Source organism: Nocardiopsis prasina DSM 43845, from assembly GCF_000341265.1.
Lineage (GTDB): Bacteria > Actinomycetota > Actinomycetes > Streptosporangiales > Streptosporangiaceae > Nocardiopsis > Nocardiopsis prasina.
Genome location: NZ_ANAE01000181.1, coordinates 1 through 16,403, shown reverse-complemented (window position 1 = coordinate 16,403; position 16,403 = coordinate 1). Strand labels below are relative to the sequence as shown.

At 70.4% G+C, this 16,403-nt stretch carries 16 protein-coding genes and 3 pseudogenes; 13 read left to right on the top strand and 6 right to left on the bottom strand.

Going from position 1 to position 16,403, the window contains the following annotated elements; genetic code table 11:
* Positions 1 to 45: 45 nt before the first annotated feature.
* Positions 46 to 1,278: a radical SAM family heme chaperone HemW gene (gene hemW, locus D452_RS0122050; protein WP_026129565.1), complete on the top strand. Its 1,233-nt coding sequence runs from the start codon at positions 46 to 48 to the stop codon at positions 1,276 to 1,278.
* 63 nt (positions 1,279 to 1,341) lie between these two features.
* On the opposite strand, the gene D452_RS0122045 is transcribed toward hemW, so the two are convergent.
* Positions 1,342 to 1,950 (bottom strand): DUF4870 domain-containing protein, encoded by a 609-nt coding sequence (locus D452_RS0122045; protein ID WP_017546309.1) that lies wholly within the window; start codon positions 1,948 to 1,950, stop codon positions 1,342 to 1,344.
* A 30-nt stretch (positions 1,951 to 1,980) separates the two neighbouring features.
* Positions 1,981 to 2,310 carry a DUF4870 domain-containing protein gene (locus D452_RS0122040; protein WP_026129564.1) on the bottom strand — a complete coding sequence of 110 codons (330 nt, stop codon included), beginning with the start codon at positions 2,308 to 2,310 and terminating at the stop codon, positions 1,981 to 1,983.
* Here D452_RS0122040 and D452_RS30495 point away from each other — a divergent pair.
* Positions 2,299 to 3,333: a hypothetical protein gene (locus D452_RS30495; RefSeq protein WP_017546307.1), complete on the top strand. Its 1,035-nt coding sequence runs from the start codon at positions 2,299 to 2,301 to the stop codon at positions 3,331 to 3,333. The genes D452_RS0122040 and D452_RS30495 overlap by 12 nt on opposite strands.
* Positions 3,334 to 3,514: 181 nt before the next feature.
* On the opposite strand, the gene D452_RS0122035 is transcribed toward D452_RS30495, so the two are convergent.
* Positions 3,515 to 4,354: a DUF3097 domain-containing protein gene (locus D452_RS0122035; RefSeq protein WP_017546306.1), complete on the bottom strand. Its 840-nt coding sequence runs from the start codon at positions 4,352 to 4,354 to the stop codon at positions 3,515 to 3,517.
* A 178-nt stretch (positions 4,355 to 4,532) separates the two neighbouring features.
* On the opposite strand from D452_RS0122035, the gene hrcA reads away from it, so the two are divergent.
* From hrcA to D452_RS0122020, 3 genes are read left to right on the top strand one after another with little or no spacing between them, the layout of a single operon-like run.
* Complete coding sequence (hrcA, locus tag D452_RS0122030) at positions 4,533 to 5,546, top strand: heat-inducible transcriptional repressor HrcA (protein ID WP_017546305.1); 1,014 nt, start codon at positions 4,533 to 4,535, stop codon at positions 5,544 to 5,546.
* Positions 5,547 to 5,550: 4 nt separating this feature from the next.
* Positions 5,551 to 6,693 (top strand): molecular chaperone DnaJ, encoded by a 1,143-nt coding sequence (gene dnaJ, locus D452_RS0122025; RefSeq protein WP_017546304.1) that lies wholly within the window; start codon positions 5,551 to 5,553, stop codon positions 6,691 to 6,693.
* On the top strand, positions 6,690 to 7,433 hold the full coding sequence (locus tag D452_RS0122020; protein ID WP_017546303.1) for a 16S rRNA (uracil(1498)-N(3))-methyltransferase: 744 nt from the start codon (positions 6,690 to 6,692) through the stop codon (positions 7,431 to 7,433). Before dnaJ ends, D452_RS0122020 begins: the two co-directional genes overlap by 4 nt.
* Before the next feature lie 133 nt (positions 7,434 to 7,566).
* Here D452_RS0122020 and D452_RS0122015 read toward each other — a convergent pair whose 3' ends face one another.
* A complete protein-coding gene (locus tag D452_RS0122015; protein WP_017546302.1) occupies positions 7,567 to 8,286 on the bottom strand; it encodes a hypothetical protein in 720 nt (239 codons plus the stop codon).
* Entirely contained in the window at positions 8,283 to 8,813 is a 531-nt protein-coding gene (locus D452_RS0122010) for a SigE family RNA polymerase sigma factor (RefSeq protein WP_017546301.1), read from the bottom strand. Before D452_RS0122010 ends, D452_RS0122015 begins: the two co-directional genes overlap by 4 nt.
* Before the next feature lie 353 nt (positions 8,814 to 9,166).
* On the opposite strand from D452_RS0122010, the gene D452_RS0122005 reads away from it, so the two are divergent.
* The 8 genes and pseudogenes from D452_RS0122005 to era all read left to right on the top strand — a co-directional run bounded on the left by D452_RS0122005 (position 9,167) and on the right by era (position 15,221).
* Positions 9,167 to 9,517, top strand: a complete 351-nt coding sequence (locus D452_RS0122005) for a histidine triad nucleotide-binding protein (protein WP_017546300.1) — start codon at positions 9,167 to 9,169, stop codon at positions 9,515 to 9,517.
* A 206-nt stretch (positions 9,518 to 9,723) separates the two neighbouring features.
* Positions 9,724 to 10,422 (top strand): annotated as a pseudogene (locus D452_RS31880) (PhoH family protein); the annotation flags it as partial.
* A pseudogene (locus tag D452_RS31875) lies at positions 10,411 to 11,229 on the top strand (LAGLIDADG family homing endonuclease); the annotation flags it as partial. The pseudogenes D452_RS31880 and D452_RS31875, both read left to right, overlap by 12 nt.
* 273 nt (positions 11,230 to 11,502) lie before the next feature.
* A pseudogene (locus D452_RS31870) lies at positions 11,503 to 11,907 on the top strand (PhoH family protein); the annotation flags it as partial.
* A gap of 136 nt (positions 11,908 to 12,043) precedes the next feature.
* Positions 12,044 to 12,541 carry an rRNA maturation RNase YbeY gene (gene ybeY, locus D452_RS0121985; protein ID WP_017546297.1) on the top strand — a complete coding sequence of 166 codons (498 nt, stop codon included), beginning with the start codon at positions 12,044 to 12,046 and terminating at the stop codon, positions 12,539 to 12,541.
* Positions 12,538 to 13,902, top strand: a complete 1,365-nt coding sequence (locus tag D452_RS0121980; protein WP_017546296.1) for a hemolysin family protein — start codon at positions 12,538 to 12,540, stop codon at positions 13,900 to 13,902. Before ybeY ends, D452_RS0121980 begins: the two co-directional genes overlap by 4 nt.
* Positions 13,899 to 14,243 (top strand): hypothetical protein, encoded by a 345-nt coding sequence (locus D452_RS0121975; protein ID WP_017546295.1) that lies wholly within the window; start codon positions 13,899 to 13,901, stop codon positions 14,241 to 14,243. Before D452_RS0121980 ends, D452_RS0121975 begins: the two co-directional genes overlap by 4 nt.
* 9 nt (positions 14,244 to 14,252) lie before the next feature.
* Positions 14,253 to 15,221, top strand: coding sequence for a GTPase Era (gene era / locus D452_RS0121970; protein WP_017546294.1), 969 nt, complete (start codon positions 14,253 to 14,255; stop codon positions 15,219 to 15,221).
* A gap of 68 nt (positions 15,222 to 15,289) precedes the next feature.
* On the opposite strand, the gene D452_RS0121965 is transcribed toward era, so the two are convergent.
* Positions 15,290 to 16,024, bottom strand: a complete 735-nt coding sequence (locus D452_RS0121965) for an IclR family transcriptional regulator (protein ID WP_017546293.1) — start codon at positions 16,022 to 16,024, stop codon at positions 15,290 to 15,292.
* Positions 16,025 to 16,403: the final 379 nt, after the last annotated feature.

Genomic DNA, 16,403 nt, shown 5'->3' with positions numbered 1-16,403 from the left:
ACGGTGAGTGTCAGGGCACGTCGTCGGGTCGGTGACACTGGAGACATGCCATCCGTAGCCCTCGACGGCGAACCCGTGCCCCGGACCGGGGAACTCCCCGAGACCTCCCTCGCCGAACTCGGCGAGCGCCCGCTCGGGTTCTACGTCCACGTGCCCTTCTGCGTCCCCCGCTGCGGCTACTGCGACTTCAACACCTACACCGCCGACGAACTCGTCTCACGGGACGGAACCGCCACGGCCTCCCGGGAGACCTACGCCGGGCAGGCGGCGGGCGAGGTCGCCCTGGCCGACCAGGTGCTGACCGGCGAACGCCCGCCGGTCAGCACCGTGTTCGTGGGCGGCGGCACACCCACCCTGCTCTCACCCGAGGACCTCGGACTCGTCCTCGGTGAGATCCGCGACCGCTTCGGACTCACCCCCGACGCGGAGATCACCACCGAGGCCAACCCGGAGACGGTCGACCCGGACTACCTCGCCCGCCTCAGGGAGGCCGGGTTCACCCGGGTGTCCTTCGGCATGCAGAGCGCCCGCCCCCACGTCCTGCGCGTCCTGGAGCGCGGCCACACCCCGGGCCGCCCCGAACAGTGCGTGACCTGGGCCCGCCAGGCCGGGTTCGAGCACGTCAACCTGGACCTCATCTACGGCACACCGGGGGAGAGCGACGAGGACTGGGCGGCCTCCCTGGACGCCGCCATCGGTGCCGGGCCCGACCACGTCTCCGCCTACTCCCTGATCGTGGAGGACGGCACCCGTCTGGCCGCCCGCGTCCGCAGGGGAGAACTCACCGAACCCGACGACGACGCCATGGCCGATCGCTACCTCATGGCGGACGAGGCCCTGGCCAGGGCCGGGTACACCCCCTACGAGGTGTCCAACTGGGCCCGCAGCACCGAGGGGCGCAGCGCACACAACATGCTCTACTGGACCGGCGGACACTGGTGGGGGATCGGCCCGGGTGCGCACAGCCACGTGGGCGGGACCCGCTGGTGGAACGTCAAGCACCCCGCCGCCTACGCGGCCCGCCTGGCTGCCGGGGACAGCCCGGCCCACGCCCGAGAGGTGCTCACCGAGGCCGAGCGCAGGTTCGAGCGGGTCCTGCTGGAACTGCGTGTGGACGGCGGCTGCCCGCTGGAACTCCTGGATGCCCCGGGCCTGGCCGCCGCCGAACGCCTGGTCAAGGAAGGGCTCCTGGACCCCGTGGCCCACTCCGGGGGACGCGCCGCGCTGACCAGGCGGGGCCGCCTGCTCGCGGACGCCGTCGTCCGTGACCTCACCTGAGGCACGCACGAAGGAGGGGCCCGGCTTCGTGCCGGGCCCCTCCTTCACGCGTGGAACGTCGGGTTACTTCACCCAGGTGACGTCCATCGGGTAGCGCGCCCACTCGCCCCGGTCCACCGCCGACGCCGCGCGGAAACCGGAGACGATCGAGAAGATCACCAGGCCGATCAGCCCGAGGAAGCCGAGCAGGATGATCGTGAGGATCCACGAGATCGTGTAGCCGATCAGCATCACCAGCTGGAAGCTGAGCGCCCGGGCGGCCTGGTCGCGGACGTACGGCGACTCGTCCTTCTTCGTGATGTACACGATGAGCGGCAGCAGCCAGCCGAGGAAGCCGCCGCCGATGTGGGCGAGCTTCGCCGAGCTGCGCTCCTCCGGGGTCGGCACGTAGGCACCGTAGCCCTGGGCACCGGGCTGCTGGTAGCCGCCGTACTGACCGCCGTGGGGAGGCGGGTAACCACCGGGCTGCTGGTAGCCGCCCTGGGGGTAGCCGCCGGGCTGCTGGTAGCCGCCCTGGGGCGGCGGGTAACCGCCGCTCTGCGGACCGTTGTACGGAACGGGAGGACCACCGGGGACACCACCCTGCTGCGGGTAGCCGGGAGGGGGCGGGTAGCCCCCGGACTCACCCTGACCGTAGGGGTCGTGGGGGTTCGGGTTGTTCGGATAGGACATGGTGGTTCCTTGGTGTGTGGGCGCGGGTGACTACTTCAGGAGCCGGATGCTCACGGGGTAACGGGACCAGGCTCCCCTGTTGGCTCCGGAGGCTCCCAGAACGCCGAAGACGATGGAGATGATCCACACGAGGGCGATGAGAAGGTAGCCGATCCAGGACAGGCTGGGGAAAAAGATACCCAAGCCGAAGAATGCCACGCCAGCGAAGATGTACGGGATCAGCATAGTGATCTGGAAGTTCGCCGCTTCGGACGCGTGGTGCCGGATGAACGGTGACTGGTTGCGCTTGGCGAAGTAGATGGCCAGCGGCGGGATCCAGCCGAGGAAGGCGATCACGAATCCGGACAGGTGCGCGAGCATGGCGACGAGTACGTCGTTGCCGCCACCGGCGGGCTGCTGGACCGGCTGCTGACCGTAGACCTGCTGGGGCTGCTGGAACTGCTCCCCGTAACCGGCCTGGGGCTGCGCCTGCCCGGGCTGGGCCTGCTGGAACTGCGGCTGGCCGTACCCCTGGGGGGCGTAGCCGGCCTGAGCCTGGTCAGCGGCTGGCTGACCCCAGGCGGGCTGTGCGCCGCTCTGCTGGGCCTGCGCCTCCGGCTGGCCCCAGGCCGGCTGCTGCGGCTGCGGCTGGCCACCGGCAGGCTGGACCCAGGTCGGCTGCGCGCCGCTCTGCTGCGGCTGGCCGTACGCCTGTCCCGCGGGCTGGCCCCAGTGCGGCTGCTGCGGCTCGCTGGCCGTCGACTGCTCCCAACCGGGCTGGGCCTGTTGGGGCTGGCCGTAGCTCTGGGGCTGCGGGGCCTGCGCCCCAGGCTGGTTGCCACCGGGCTGAGCACCGGTCTGCGGTGGGCCGTACGCCTGCGCCTGTTCCTGCGGCTGTCCCCATGCGGGCTGTGCGCCGCTGGTCTGCTGGGGTGCCTGGGGCTGGCCGCCGGTGTCGGGTCCCCAGCCGGGCTGTGCCTGGGGTGGCTGTGCTGGCTGGGGCTGGCTGTAGGCCTGGGGCTGCGGGGCCTGTGCCCCGGGCTGGCCCCATCCGGGCTGGGCCTGTTGCGGGTCGCCGCCGGGTACTCCCCAGCCGGGCTGTGCGCCGCTGGTCTGCTGGGGCGCCTGCGGCTGACCGCCCGTGCCGTGACCCCATCCAGGCTGCGCACCGCTCGGCTGCGCCTGAGACGGTTGGGGCTGGCCGTAGGCCTGCGCCTGCGGGGGGTGGCCGGGCTGCTCAGGCCCCTGCGGCTGACCTCCGGCGGGCTGCCCCCAGGCGGGCTGAGCCCCGCTCTGCTGCTGACCGTGGGCCTGCGCGTCGGGCTGGCCCCAACCGGGCTGCGCGCCGCTCTGCTGTGCGGGCTCCTGCGGCGGTTGCCGCTGTCCCTGCGGGTCGTCCGGTGACGGATGACTGGACGGGGTCTCGCTCATGCTCTTCCTTGACTCCGCTGTTGGGGGCGCTTGCTGTCTGCCCGAAGGACTCGGGCCGTACCGACGACCGCGGAGGGCCGGAGGCCGTGTCGCCCGACGGAAACGGGGGAGCGGTCTCCCGGGGGATCCATCAGACCACGTGATCGTGACAATCCTAGTGTTCCGCGGTGTGCGGTCCCGTGACGAAGTCGATGAGCTCCTCCACCCGCCCCAGCAGGGAGGGTTCGAGGTCCCCGTAGCCACGGACCGAGCCCAGGATGCGGCGCCAGGCCTCACCCGTCTCCATCCGCCAGCCGAGAGCGTCCACGACGCCCTCCTTCCAGGGCAGCCCCCGAGGGATCTCGGGCCAGGCCCCGATCCCCACCGCGCTCGGACGCACCGCCTGCCACACGTCCACGTAGGGATGGCCGACCACGAGCACGTCCGCGCCACGGGCGCGCTCGGCGATCCGGCTCTCCTTGGACCCCGGCACCAGGTGGTCCACCAGGACCCCCAGACGGCGCCCCGGACCCGGCTCGAACTCCGCCACCACTGCGGGAAGGTCGTCGACCCCCTCCAGGAACTCGACGGCCACCCCCTCCACGCGGAGGTCGTGGCCCCAGACCTTCTCGACCAGCTCGGCGTCGTGGGCGCCCTCGACGTAGATCCGGCTCTCGCGGGCCGTGCGGGCCCGCGCGTCGGTCACCGCGATCGACCCCGAGGCGCTGCGCAGAGGACCCTTGGGGGCCTCCGTCGGACGCACCAGTGTCACCGGTTCACCGTCCACGAGGAAGGCGGCCTGGCCCAGCTCGAACACCCTGCGGCGCCCGTCCCGGTCCTCCAGGGTCACCGCGGCCTTGTCCCAGGACACCACGGCCCCGCAGAAGGTCTCGTCGGCGTCCTCCACGACCAGGTCACGGCTGAGGGGTATCTCGCGAACCGCGCCCTTCTTCGGTCGCCGCCAGTCTCCCGCCAGAACGTCGCGGCCGTAACGGCCGGTTCCCTTGGTAACCACGGTGGTGCAGTCTACTGGTGACGGACCCCGGACGCCCGTTGGCGGGTGGCGCACGTCGCGGATCCGAGAAGGAAGAAGCGACCCCCGTCCACGTGTTACTGCGTGCGGGTAGCCGTGCGGGTTTGCGGCCGGGCATAGAATTAGCACTGAGGACCTTGGAGTGCCAGGAGGTGGCGAGTTGCTGGATGAGCGCAAGCTCGCGGTCCTGCGTGCGGTCGTCGAGGACTTCGTCAACACCAACGAACCCGTGGGTTCCCGGGCGTTGGCGGACCGTCACCCCCTTGGTGTCTCCTCGGCGACCATTCGCAACGACATGGTCGCCCTCGAGGAGGACGGCTACATCACCCAACCCCACACCAGTGCGGGACGGGTGCCCACCGACAAGGGGTACCGGCTCTTCGTGGACCGGCTCTCCTCCGTCAAGCCGCTCTCGGCGGCCGAACGGCGTGCCATCGAGTCCTTCCTCGGCGGTGCCGTGGACCTCGACGAGATCGTCGCCCGCACGGTGCGGCTGCTCGCGCAGCTCACCCGGCAGGTCGCGATCGTCCAGTACCCGTCGCTGACCCGCTCGTCGGTCCAGCACGTGGAACTGGTGCCGCTCGGCGGCCAGCGCATCATGATGGTCGTCATCACCAACACCGGCCGGGTCGAACAGCGCGTCATCGACGGGCTGGGATCGGTCAGCGAGACCGTGGTGGACGACCTGCGCAACATGCTCAACCGCGCCATCGCGGGCAGACACCTCGGTGACGTGCCGGACGCGGTGGAGGACCTGCCCGCCCAGGTCGCCCCGGAGGACCGGCCCGTCGCGGTCGCGGTCCTCTCCATCCTGCTGGAGAGCCTCGTGGAAAGACACGAGGAGAAGATCGTTCTGGCGGGAACCGCCAACCTGGCCGCGGTCGACTTCGCGGCCAGCCTGCGCGAGGTGCTCGAAGCACTGGAAGAGAACATGGTCCTCATCCGACTGCTCGGTGAGGCCAAGGACCCCTCCATGCTCACAGTGCGCATCGGCGCGGAGAACTTCCACGAGGGCCTTCGATCCACTTCCATCGTGTCGGCTGACTACGGCGTGGGAAACCAGTCGCTGGCCAAGATCGGAGTGGTGGGCCCGACCCGTATGGACTACCCAGGGACGATGGGCGCCGTCCGTGCGGTGGCCCGGTATGTCGGACAGATTTTGGCAGGACAGTAACTCAGTGGCCAGAGACTATTACCAGGTTCTCGGGGTGCGTCGCGACGCGTCCAAGGACGAGATCAAGAAGGCGTACCGGCGGCTCGCGCGCGAGCTCCACCCGGACATCAACCCGGACCCCGCGACCCAGGAGCGCTTCAAGGAAGTGACCCAGGCCTACGAGGTCCTCTCCGACGAGAACAAGCGTCGGATGTTCGACATGGGTCAGGACCCCTTCGCCCCCGGCGGCGGTGGCGGTGCCGGAGGTTTCGGCAACGCGGGCGGGTTCGCCTTCGACGACATCATGAACGCCTTCTTCGGCGGAGGACAGCCCGGCGGCCGCGGCCCCCGGGAACGGGTCCGGCGCGGACGCAGCATCAAGATCCGCATCGAGCTCGACCTCGTCGAGACCGCCTTCGGGGTCAGCCGGGAGATCACCTTCCCGACCGCGATCCTGTGTGAGACCTGCCAGGGCGAGGGCACGGCGGCCGGTTCGCACCGGACCACCTGCGACATGTGCCACGGCCAGGGCGAGGTCTCCCAGGTCACGCGCTCCTTCCTCGGTCAGGTCATGACCTCGCGCCCCTGCCCGCAGTGCTCGGGCCAGGGCTCGGTCATCACCAACCCCTGCGGCGACTGCGCGGGCGAGGGCCGGGTTCGGGAGAAGGTCACCCGCACCGTGAAGATCCCCGCCGGTGTCGACGACGGCACCCGCATCCAGCTCGCGGGCGAGGGCGAGGTCGGCCCCAACGGCGGACCGCGCGGCGACATCATCCTGGAGATCGTCCAGAAGCCGCACCCGACCTTCGAGCGTCGCGGCGACGACCTGCACTGCACCATCACCGTCCCCATGACGGCGGCCGCGCTGGGTGCCTCGTGCGCGTTCGACACCCTCGACGGAACCGAGAACATCGACCTGCGTCCGGGGACCAACTCGGGCCACGTCATCACCCTGCCAGGCAAGGGCGTCACCCACCTCGACGGCGGCGGCCGGGGAGACCTGCGCATCCGTGTGGACGTGGAGACCCCGGGCAAGCTGGACGAGGAGCAGGAAGCCCTGCTGCGCAAGTTCGCGGAGCTGCGTGGGGAGGACCAGAATCCGGGCCGCTTCAGCCCCGGGCACGGTGGGTTCTTCTCCAAGATCCGCGACGCCTTCGGAGCCAAGTGACCCCGCCGGTCTTCCTGGTCGGGACCGCCGCTCTGGCGGGCGACCGGATCCGACTGGACGGCCCGGAGGGACGTCACGCCGTGGCGGTCCGACGTATCGGCGAGGGAGAGACCGTCGACCTTTCCGACGGTCTCGGCCTTCGTGCGCGCTGTGAGGTCGACGAGGTCCTCGGCAAGGACACGCTCGTCTGCCGTGTGCTGGAACGCAGGAGCGAACCCGAGCCGCGACCCCGCATCACCGTGGTGCAGGCCCTGCCCAAACGGGACCGGGGCGAGCTCGCGGTGGAGATGATGACCGAGGCCGGGGTCGACGCCGTCGTGCCCTGGTCAGCCGAGCGCTGTGTCACACAGTGGAAGGGTGATCGGGGCGCCAAGGCCCTGGCCAAGTGGCGGGCGAGCGCCAGGGAGGCGGCCAAACAGGCCCGCCGGGCCCGGACGCCCGAGGTCACCGAGCCGCTGGACCGCAAGGGCGTGTCCGCCCTGCTCGCCGAGGCGGAGCTGGCCGTGGTCCTGCACGAGGAGGGGGCGCTTCGGCTCTCGGAGCTCCCACTGCCGGAGGAACCCCACGGTGCGGGGCTCGTCCTGGTGGTCGGCCCCGAGGGCGGGATCTCCGAGACCGAACTGGCCGCCTTCGACGCGGCCGGAGCGGTCCGGGCCCTGCTGGGCCCCTCGGTCCTGCGCACCTCCACCGCCGGGGTCGCGGCCCTGTCCGTGCTCCAGGCCCGTACGGGACGCTGGTGAGCGGACGCGAGCCGGGGGTCCGTCCCCGGCGACCGTGACCCGGTGGCCGGACACACGCACAGAGGTACGACGAAGGGCCCGTGGAATCCTCCACGGGCCCTTCGTCATGTCTGTTCGGCGACGCCGTCGGGGGTCAGCTCGCGCTGGCCCCGTCCTCCTCACCGCCGCCACCGGAACCGCTGCCGGGGTCCTCGGCGCCGTCACCGGGGTCCGGGTCGCTGCCGCCCCCGGGGCTGGTGGGCTCGTCGGTGGGCTCTTCCTTCGGCTCGTCGGTCGGGGCGCAGGTCTCCTTGTCGGAGCCCCTGTCGTCGCGGTCGTCGTCCTTGTTCCTCTTGTCCTCGTCACGGGCGCCGTCGGTCGCGGGCGGGACGAGCTCCTCACCGGGCGGGCACGGGGACGTGGCCTCGAAACCGTCGTCCTCCGAGGAGGAGGGCGAGCTGTCGGGGCTGGGGGTGCCCTCGGGGTCGTCCCCGGTCTCCTCCTCCAGCTTGCTGGTGCCGGAGGTGGAGTCCGTCGACGGGTCGGGAGCCGCCACGCCGTCGCCCCCGTCGGACTGGGTCTCGGGCGGGGTGCCCTCGCGGTCGGCCCCGGCCGGGACGATCTCCAGGACCTGTTCGCGGACCTGTGGGCTCGACATGATCACCGAGGCGACGATGAGCACGGCAGCGGCCACGGCCGTCACGGGACGGAGCCACGGCAGCCCGAACCACGACGAACCGCGTTGGCGCTCGGTGCGCTCACGGATGAGGTTGAGGCCTTCGGCCGAAGGTGTGACCTCGTCGGCCTCGGCGCGCAGTATCTGGCGGAGTTGGTCCTCGAACTCCGGTTCGTTCCTATCGTTGGGGCTACTCATGACGTCTGCTCCAGTACAGAGCGAAGGGAGGAGATGCCGCGCGAGGTGTGGCTCTTGACCGCGCCTCTGCTGATGCCCATGGCGTCCGCGATCTGTGCCTCGGACAGATCACCGTAGTACCGGAGCACGATGGCCTCTCGCTGACGGGTGGGTAGCTTGCGCAGGGCGGTGATGACCGCCTCGCGCTCGAGCAGGTTCATGGCCCCGTGCTCGGCACTGGGCGCGTCGGGCAGGGCCTTGGGGGCGTGCTTCTCGACGACTGCCCTGTGGCGAAGCACCGACCGGGCCTTGTTCACCACCGCCTGGCGGAGGTAGGAGAGGGCCTTGTTCGGGTCCCTGAGGCGGCGCCAGGCGCCGTGCATGGCGACGAAGGCGTCCTGGACGACCTCCTCGGCGGTCGCGTGGTCCCTCACGAGCAGGGCGGCGAGCCGAACGAGCGGACGGTAGTGCTCCCGGTAGAGCTCCGTCACTGCGTGGTCGGCGTCCCACTCGACCGAGAGTGGCGCCGTGGTGGCGTTGGCCACCAAGGTTTCTGTCGTCACATCAGTTCGACGCACACCCTTGTCGCGGGGTTTACGAAAGGGCATACCTCATCATTTCCAGTAGACGTGCGTTCCGATCCGAACACGTCGGACGTGGCCGAACAGCGGGGCGTTGCCCACAGCCTGACGCGCACGGAGACAAAGACTATCGCGCCCCGATCGGTGGCTGGAGGGGAACGCGGATCGGAACGGTTGCGGAAAGGTTGAGGGTTCATCTCCTCGTGGGTCGCGTACCTGCGGCGTTCCGGGCACCTGCGGCATCATGGTCAGCGGACAATCCGAGAACCGAGAGAGCGGTGCCGCCACGGAGCGCGCGGCCGCGTGACGGAAGGTGAGCGATGGTCGACCCCGACTGCCTTTTCTGCAAGATCGTGAAGGGCGAGGTTCCAGCGGAGATCGTCCGTGAGGGGGAGCGCACGGTGGCGTTCCGCGACATCAACCCCCAGGCGCCCACCCACGTCCTGGTCGTCCCCCGCGAGCACCACGCCGACGCCGCCGCTGCCGCGGCCACCGACACGGGGCTGCTCGACGCCCTGGTGAGGGAGGCCCACGAGGTGGCCAGGAACGAGGGTGTGGTGGAGTCCGGGTACCGGATGGTGTTCAACACCGGGGCCGGCGCCGGGCAGACCGTGTTCCACCTGCACGCCCACGTGCTCGGCGGTCGCGGGCTGAACTGGCCCCCCGGGTAGGCGGAGCGATAATCCATCGAGCCCCCCGGGCCCTGGTTGGTAGACTCGCGGACGGGCCCCACCGGCCACTTCGGTTGTCCCACACACCCGTGGTGACCGTGTTCGACACCGTCGAACACGGTGTGCGGCCCGTCCGCGAGGAACCCCGGGCGACCGACCCCGGGGCCGTGACCGAAGGGTAGGGACAGCGGCCGCAAGGCCACACCATGGCCGAGTCAACTCACACGAACCAGGACCCGGAGACCCAGGTCAAGGTCGTGGTTCCGGACGAACACACGATGATCAGCCTGCTGGGTTCGGGGGACGAGCTCCTCCGGGCGCTGGAGCGGTCCTTCAAGAGCGACATCCACGTCCGTGGCAACGAGTTCACGATCAGCGGCACCCCCGAGGAGACGGCCGTGGTGGTCCGCCTCGTGGAGGAGCTGATCGAGCTCGCCAAGAGCGGCACCCACGTCACCCCCGACACCATCGAGCGCATGATCCACATGCTGCGCTCGCCGGGCAAGGAACGCCCCGCGGACGTGCTGACCACCAACATCCTGTCCAACCGGGGCAAGACCATCCGCCCCAAGACGCTGAACCAGAAGCGGTACGTCGACATCATCGACGAGCGCACCGTGGTGTTCGGCATCGGCCCGGCGGGCACCGGAAAGACCTACCTGGCCATGGCCAAGGCGGTGAAGGCCCTCCAGGACAAGGAGGTCAACCGGATCATCCTCACCCGGCCCGCCGTCGAGGCCGGGGAGCGCCTGGGGTTCCTGCCCGGCACCCTGTACGACAAGATCGACCCGTACCTGCGTCCGCTGTACGACGCCCTGCACGACATGCTCGACCCGGACTCCATCCCCAAGCTGATGGCGGCCGGAACCATCGAGGTCGCCCCCCTGGCGTACATGCGGGGTCGGGCGCAGCCACTGCACACCAAGGTGCTGACCCCGGAGGGGTTCCGGCCCATCGGTGACCTCCGGGTCGGTGACCTGGTGACGGGCTCTGACGGGCGACCGACCCCGGTGATCGGGGTGTACCCGCAGGGGGAGAAGGCGACCTACCGTTTCTCCTCACAGGACGGTGCCTCCACGCTGTGCTCAGAGGACCATCTGTGGACCGTCCGGACCAGGGACGACGCACGCAGAGGCAAGCCGCCCAGGGTGCTCACCGCCAAGGAGATCGTCGAGAGCGGGCTGCGCAGCTCGCACTACCGCCGGTACGAGCTCCCTCTGCTCAGCGAGCCCGTGGCCTTCCCGGAACGGGAGGTACCCATGGACGCCTACGCCTTGGGCCTGCTCCTCGGGGACGGTTGCCTCACTGGTTCGACCACACCGAGTTTCGCGACCAAGGACCCCGAGCTGGCCGAGGCACTCGACACGCTTCTTCCCGGAGTTCGCGTCAGGCACAAGTCCGGTGTGGACTACGTTCTCAACCGCGAGAGCGCGCCGGGTGACGTGATCACCATCGCCAACCCGGTGACGGCGATCATGCGCGACCTGGGACTGTGCGGGACCAGGTCCGACACGAAGTTCGTACCGGACGACTACCTTTACAACACGGCCGAGGTGAGGTTGGCCCTGCTCCAGGGCCTGCTCGACTCCGACGGGGGACCGGTCACACAAGCGGGGCGCACCTGCCGCGTGCAGTACGGAACGACGTCCCCGCACCTGCGTGACGCGGTGACCTTCCTGGTCCGGTCTCTCGGAGGCGTGGTCTACGAGCGTTCCCGCCCAGCCGAGGGGCGTGCGCCGGGCCTCGCCCGGGGACGGGAGGTCTTCTACCGCAAGGACACCCATGGCCTCGACCTGCGTCTGCCCGAGGGAGTTCAGCCCTTCCGGCTCCGACGCAAGAGGGAGAAGTACGACGCGACCGGTGGGGGACGCCCGATGCGCTTCGTCGACTCCGTCGAACCGGCCGGAAGCGAGGAGTGCGTGTGCATCCAGGTGGCGGCGGAGGACTCCCTCTACGTCACCGAGGACTTCCTGCTCACGCACAACACACTCAACGATTCCTTCATCATCCTGGACGAGGCGCAGAACACCTCGCCCGAGCAGATGAAGATGTTCCTCACGCGGCTCGGCTTCGGGTCGAAGATCGTGGTCACCGGTGACGTCACCCAGGTGGACCTGCCCGGCGGGCAGACGAGCGGGCTCCGGACCATCGAGAACATCCTGCGTGATATCGACGACATCGCCTTCTGCCGACTGACCAGTGAGGACGTCGTGCGACACCGCCTGGTGGGGCAGATCGTCGACGCCTACGGGCGCTACGACGCCGATCAGGGCGGCCGGAGCGACGCAGACCGGGGCCGGCCGGGGCCGCGCGGCGGACGGCGCAGGGGCGGTGACACCCCGAAGGACCGGGGCGACGGCGCCGAGGGCCCCGAACACCGGGCAGACTGAGAAGAAGTACGTAGTGACACCGGCCGGTGGGCCCGCCCCGTGCGGGCCCACCGGTGTCGGTGGGCGCCCCTCCCCGGGCGCCAGGCGGAGCGACCCCGCCGACCCACACCGAATCCAAGTGAGGCAGCCGCAACCGATGAGTATCGACGTCGCCAACGAGTCCGGCGTCACCACCGTGGACGAGGAGCGACTCTCCCGTCTGGCCCGGCACGTGCTCGACGCCATGCGGGTGCACCCGTTGGCCGAGCTGTCGGTCGTGCTGGTGGACGAAGGACCCATGACCGACCTCCACGTGCGCTGGATGGACGAGCCCGGCCCCACCGACGTGCTCTCGTTCCCCATGGACGAACTGCGCCCCGGCGGTCCCGGACGCACCAGCGAGCCCGGTGTGCTCGGTGACGTGATCATCTGCCCGCAGGTGGCCGAGCGCCAGGGCGAGAAGGCCGGTCACGGAACCCGGGCCGAGATCGACCTGCTGTGCACGCACGGCATCCTCCACCTGCTCGGCTACGACCACGCCGAGCCCGAGGAGCACAAGGAGATGTTCGGCCTCCAGGGTGAGATCCTCGCCGCCTGGAATGAGCGCGAGGCCGCCGCCGAGGGGACGACCGAAGGGGACGAGAGCGCCCGATGAGCGCGTCGCTGGCCACGGGTGACCCCGTGGTGTGGTCGGTGTCCCTGGCGGCCGCCCTCCTCCTGACCGCGGTGGCCGGTTTCCTGGTGGCGGCCGAGGTCGCCGTCACCCGAGTGATCTCCATGGGCATGGAGGACGCCCACGCCGAGCGCCCCGCACGGGTGCGCGCCGCGTGGGAGCGGGTGCGGGTCAATCCCACCGAGCACCTGAACATGCTGCTCTTCCTGCGTGTGGTGTGCGAGGTCTGCGCCGTGCTCGCCGCCGTGGTGGGCATGGTCTTCCTGCTGGGAGCTGACTGGCCCGCCCTGGTGCTCACCGCCGTGGCGATGGTCGTGGTGGAGTGCGTCCTGATCGCGGTCACGCCGCGCATCCTCGGCCGCCAGTTCGCCGGTCCTCTGGCCCGGGCCAGCGCGACGGTCGTGTACCCGCTCCAGGTGGTGCTGGGTCCGCTGGCCCGTCTGCTGGTGGGGGCGGGCCGCGCGCTCACCCCGCGCGGCAAGGGCGACCGGGACGGCCCGTTCAGCACCGAGGTGGAGCTGCGTCAGCTCGTCGATCTGGCCGAGCAGGGGGAGGTGATCGACCCCGAGGAGCGCCAGATGATCCACTCGGTGTTCAAGCTGGACGACACCTCCGTGCGCGAGGTGATGGTGCCCCGGCCCGACATCGTCTTCACGGGCCGTGACGCGGACGCCGACGCGGTCCTCTCGCTCGCCATGGCCAGCGGGTACTCGCGTATCCCGGTCACCGGTGAGGACGAGGACGACGTGGTCGGCATCATCTACCTCAAGGACCTGGTGGAGCGCCTGCGCGACCGCTGGGCTGCGGCCGCCGGGGGCGCGGACGACGTGCCCCTGACCGCCGGGGACGTGATGCGTGACGCCACGTTCGTGCCCGACACCAAGCCCATCGACGAACTCCTGCGGGAGATGCAGAAGCGCCGCAACCACGTGGCGGTGGCGATCGACGAGTACGGCGGCACCGCCGGGCTCGTCACGCTGGAGGACATCGTGGAGGAGATCGTCGGCGAGATCACCGACGAGTACGACCACGAGATCGCCCCGGTGGACTGGCTGGACGACGACCGTGTGCGGGTCACCGCGCGACTGCCCCTGGGTGAGCTGGCCGAACTCTTCCCCGAGCGCGACCTGGAGGTCTCCGACGTGGAGACCGTGGGCGGCCTGGTGGCGTTCGTGCTGGGTCGCGTCCCGGCGGGCGGCGCCCAGGCAGAATACGCTGGACTCCGGCTCACCCTGGAGGGCAAGAGCAGCCGCCGCAACCGGATGACGACGGTGCTGGTGGAGCGGCTCGCCCCCGAAGGGGACCAGGGCCACGACCACGACGTAAGGAGCACGGACCAGTGACGGACACGACGGGACTCGGCCCCGAGGACGCCAAGCTGATCACCCTCGCGCGGGCCTCCCGGGCACGGAACGCGGCAGCCGAGGGCGCCGCGGTACGCGACGAGACCGGGCGCACGTACGTGGCCACCACGGTGTCGCTGCCCTCGCTCCAGCTGAGCGCGCTCCAGGCCGCCGTGGCCGCGGCGGCCTCCAGCGAGGCCTCCGCCCTGGAGGCCGCGGTGGTCGTCACCCAGGCCAAGGAGCTGACCGAGGCCGACCGCGCGGTGGCGGACGACCTGAAGACCCAGCTGGTGGTGATCGCGGCCCCCGACGGGGTGCCCGCGAACATCGCCCGGCGTTGAGAAGGACCGATGAACGACCTCGACCTTGAGAAGCTCCGCGTGCCGCTGGAACCGCTCTCCTTCCCGGAGGGCTTCCGGAGCGGTTTCGCCTGCTTCGTGGGCCGCCCGAACGTGGGCAAGTCCACCCTGATGAACGCGCTGGTCGGGCAGAAGGTGGCGATCACCAGCAACCGGCCGCAGACCACCCGGCGGACGGTGCGCGGCATCGTGCACCGGCCGGACGCGCAGCTGATCATCGTGGACACGCCCGGTCTGCACAAGCCCCGCACCCTGCTGGGGGAGCGGTTGGACTCGCTGGTGCGGTCCACGTTGGTCGAGGTGGACGTGATCGCGTTCTGTCTGCCGGCCAACGAGCCGATCGGGCGCGGTGACACCTACATCGCCAAGGAGCTGGCCGAGCAGACCAACACCCCGGTGGTCGCGCTGGTGACCAAGACCGACCTGGTGGACCGGGCGGCGGTCGGGGAGCACCTGATGGCCGTGAACGAACTGGGCGACTGGGCCGACATCGTGCCGGTGTCCGCGCGCGGGGAGTTCCAGCTGGACACGGTCACGGACGTGCTGTGCTCGCACCTGCCGAAGGGGCCGCCGCTGTACCCGGACGGCGACCTCACGGACGAACCGGACGAGATGCTCGTGGCGGAGCTGGTCCGCGAGGCCGCCCTGGAGGGTGTCCGGGACGAGCTCCCGCACTCGATCGCGGTGGTCGTGGACGAGATGTACGAGCGGGAGAACACCAAGCCCGGCAAGGAGCTGGTGGACATCTACGCGTCGCTGTACGTGGAGCGCCCCAGCCAGAAGGCGATCGTGATCGGCTCCAAGGGTTCGCGTCTGCGTGACGTGGGCTCGCGGGCCCGCAAGCAGATCGAGGGGCTGCTCGGGCAGCGGGTCTTCCTGGACCTGCGGGTGCGGGTGGCCAAGGACTGGCAGCGCGACCCCAAGCAGCTGCGCAAGCTGGGCTTCGACCAGCAGACGTAGTTCGGCGGTCTCGAAGCGGACGAGGGGGCGTGACCACATGTGGTCACGCCCCCTCGTCGTGGTGTGAGTCAGCTCTGGTTGTTGAGGTCGGTGGCCAGGACCCGGGCGCACCGCTGCACGATGGGTGCGGCGTGGTCCACGAAGTCCCAGCCCACGCGGGCTTCGGGTCCGGACACCGACACGGCCATGCCGGAGGGGGCGTCCTTGACGGGGACGGCCACGCATCGCACGCCCACCTCCTGTTCGCCGTCGTCGATCGCGTACCCGGTCTCGCGGATGCGCCGCAGTTCGGCGAGGAAGGCGTCGGGGTCGGTGATGGTGCGTTCGGTGGCGGCGGGCATCCCGGTGCGGCGGACGGCGGCCAGGGCCTCCTCGTCGCTGAGCTGGGACAGCAGGGCCTTGCCGACCCCGGCGGAGTGGGGCAGGACGCGGCGGCCGACCTCGGTGAACATGCGCATGGCGTGGGGTGAGGGGACCTGGGCGACGTAGATGACCTTGTCGCCGTCGAGCATCGCGAGGTTCGCGGTCTCGCCGAGGTCCTCCACGAGTTGGGCGAGGTGGGGGCGGGCCCAGGTGCCGAGCATGCGGGCCGCCTTGTCACCGAGCCCGATCAGACGGGGGCCCAGGGCGTACCGGCGGGACGGGAGTTGGCGCACGTAGCCGTTGCCGACCAGGGTGCGGATGATGCGGTGGATGGTGGGCAGGGGCAGGCCCGAGGAGTCGGCGAGCTGACTCAGGGAGGCCTCGCCGCCCGCCTCGGCCATGATCTCCAGCAGGGCGAAGGCGCGGTCGAGTGACTGCACGCCACCGGAGCGCCGGGCCGTCTCCTCTGGAGGGCGTGGCTGGTCCGTTCGGGGGATCTGTGAGGCTGACAAGGGTCGTGCTCCCATGCTGAGGGCCGCTGCGGTCTCGCCCTTCATTCTGCAATACGAAAGGAGGTTTTCGCTCTCTGTTGCGTGCGGAAGCTTCGCGTTCGGATCCGCAGGGTCCTCGGCACCCTTGTTCTTCCGAATCGCAGAAGTTATTATCCGCATATAGAAATTAGTGCCCGGGCTCTCACTGACCCCCGAGAGACGGCACCGACGACGGAGGAGGACACGACACGTGGCGAGTGACAGCCTTGCTGGCCTGACCGACCTGGTCACCGAACTCGACACCCGGCTGGCCGAGGCCGACGCCCGA

What these genes read in the sequence shown, in the direction of transcription:
- era (WP_017546294.1), top strand. Translation starts at nt 14,253, where the DNA reads ATGAACGACCTCGACCTTGAGAAGCTCCGCGTGCCGCTGGAACCGCTC.
- D452_RS0122045 (WP_017546309.1), bottom strand. Translation starts at nt 1,950, where the DNA reads ATGTCCTATCCGAACAACCCGAACCCCCACGACCCCTACGGTCAGGGT.
- D452_RS0122040 (WP_026129564.1), bottom strand. Translation starts at nt 2,310, where the DNA reads ATGCTCGCGCACCTGTCCGGATTCGTGATCGCCTTCCTCGGCTGGATC.
- D452_RS0121980 (WP_017546296.1), top strand. Translation starts at nt 12,538, where the DNA reads ATGAGCGCGTCGCTGGCCACGGGTGACCCCGTGGTGTGGTCGGTGTCC.
- D452_RS0122015 (WP_017546302.1), bottom strand. Translation starts at nt 8,286, where the DNA reads ATGAGTAGCCCCAACGATAGGAACGAACCGGAGTTCGAGGACCAACTC.
- hemW (WP_026129565.1), top strand. Translation starts at nt 46, where the DNA reads ATGCCATCCGTAGCCCTCGACGGCGAACCCGTGCCCCGGACCGGGGAA.
- ybeY (WP_017546297.1), top strand. Translation starts at nt 12,044, where the DNA reads ATGAGTATCGACGTCGCCAACGAGTCCGGCGTCACCACCGTGGACGAG.
- D452_RS0122005 (WP_017546300.1), top strand. Translation starts at nt 9,167, where the DNA reads ATGGTCGACCCCGACTGCCTTTTCTGCAAGATCGTGAAGGGCGAGGTT.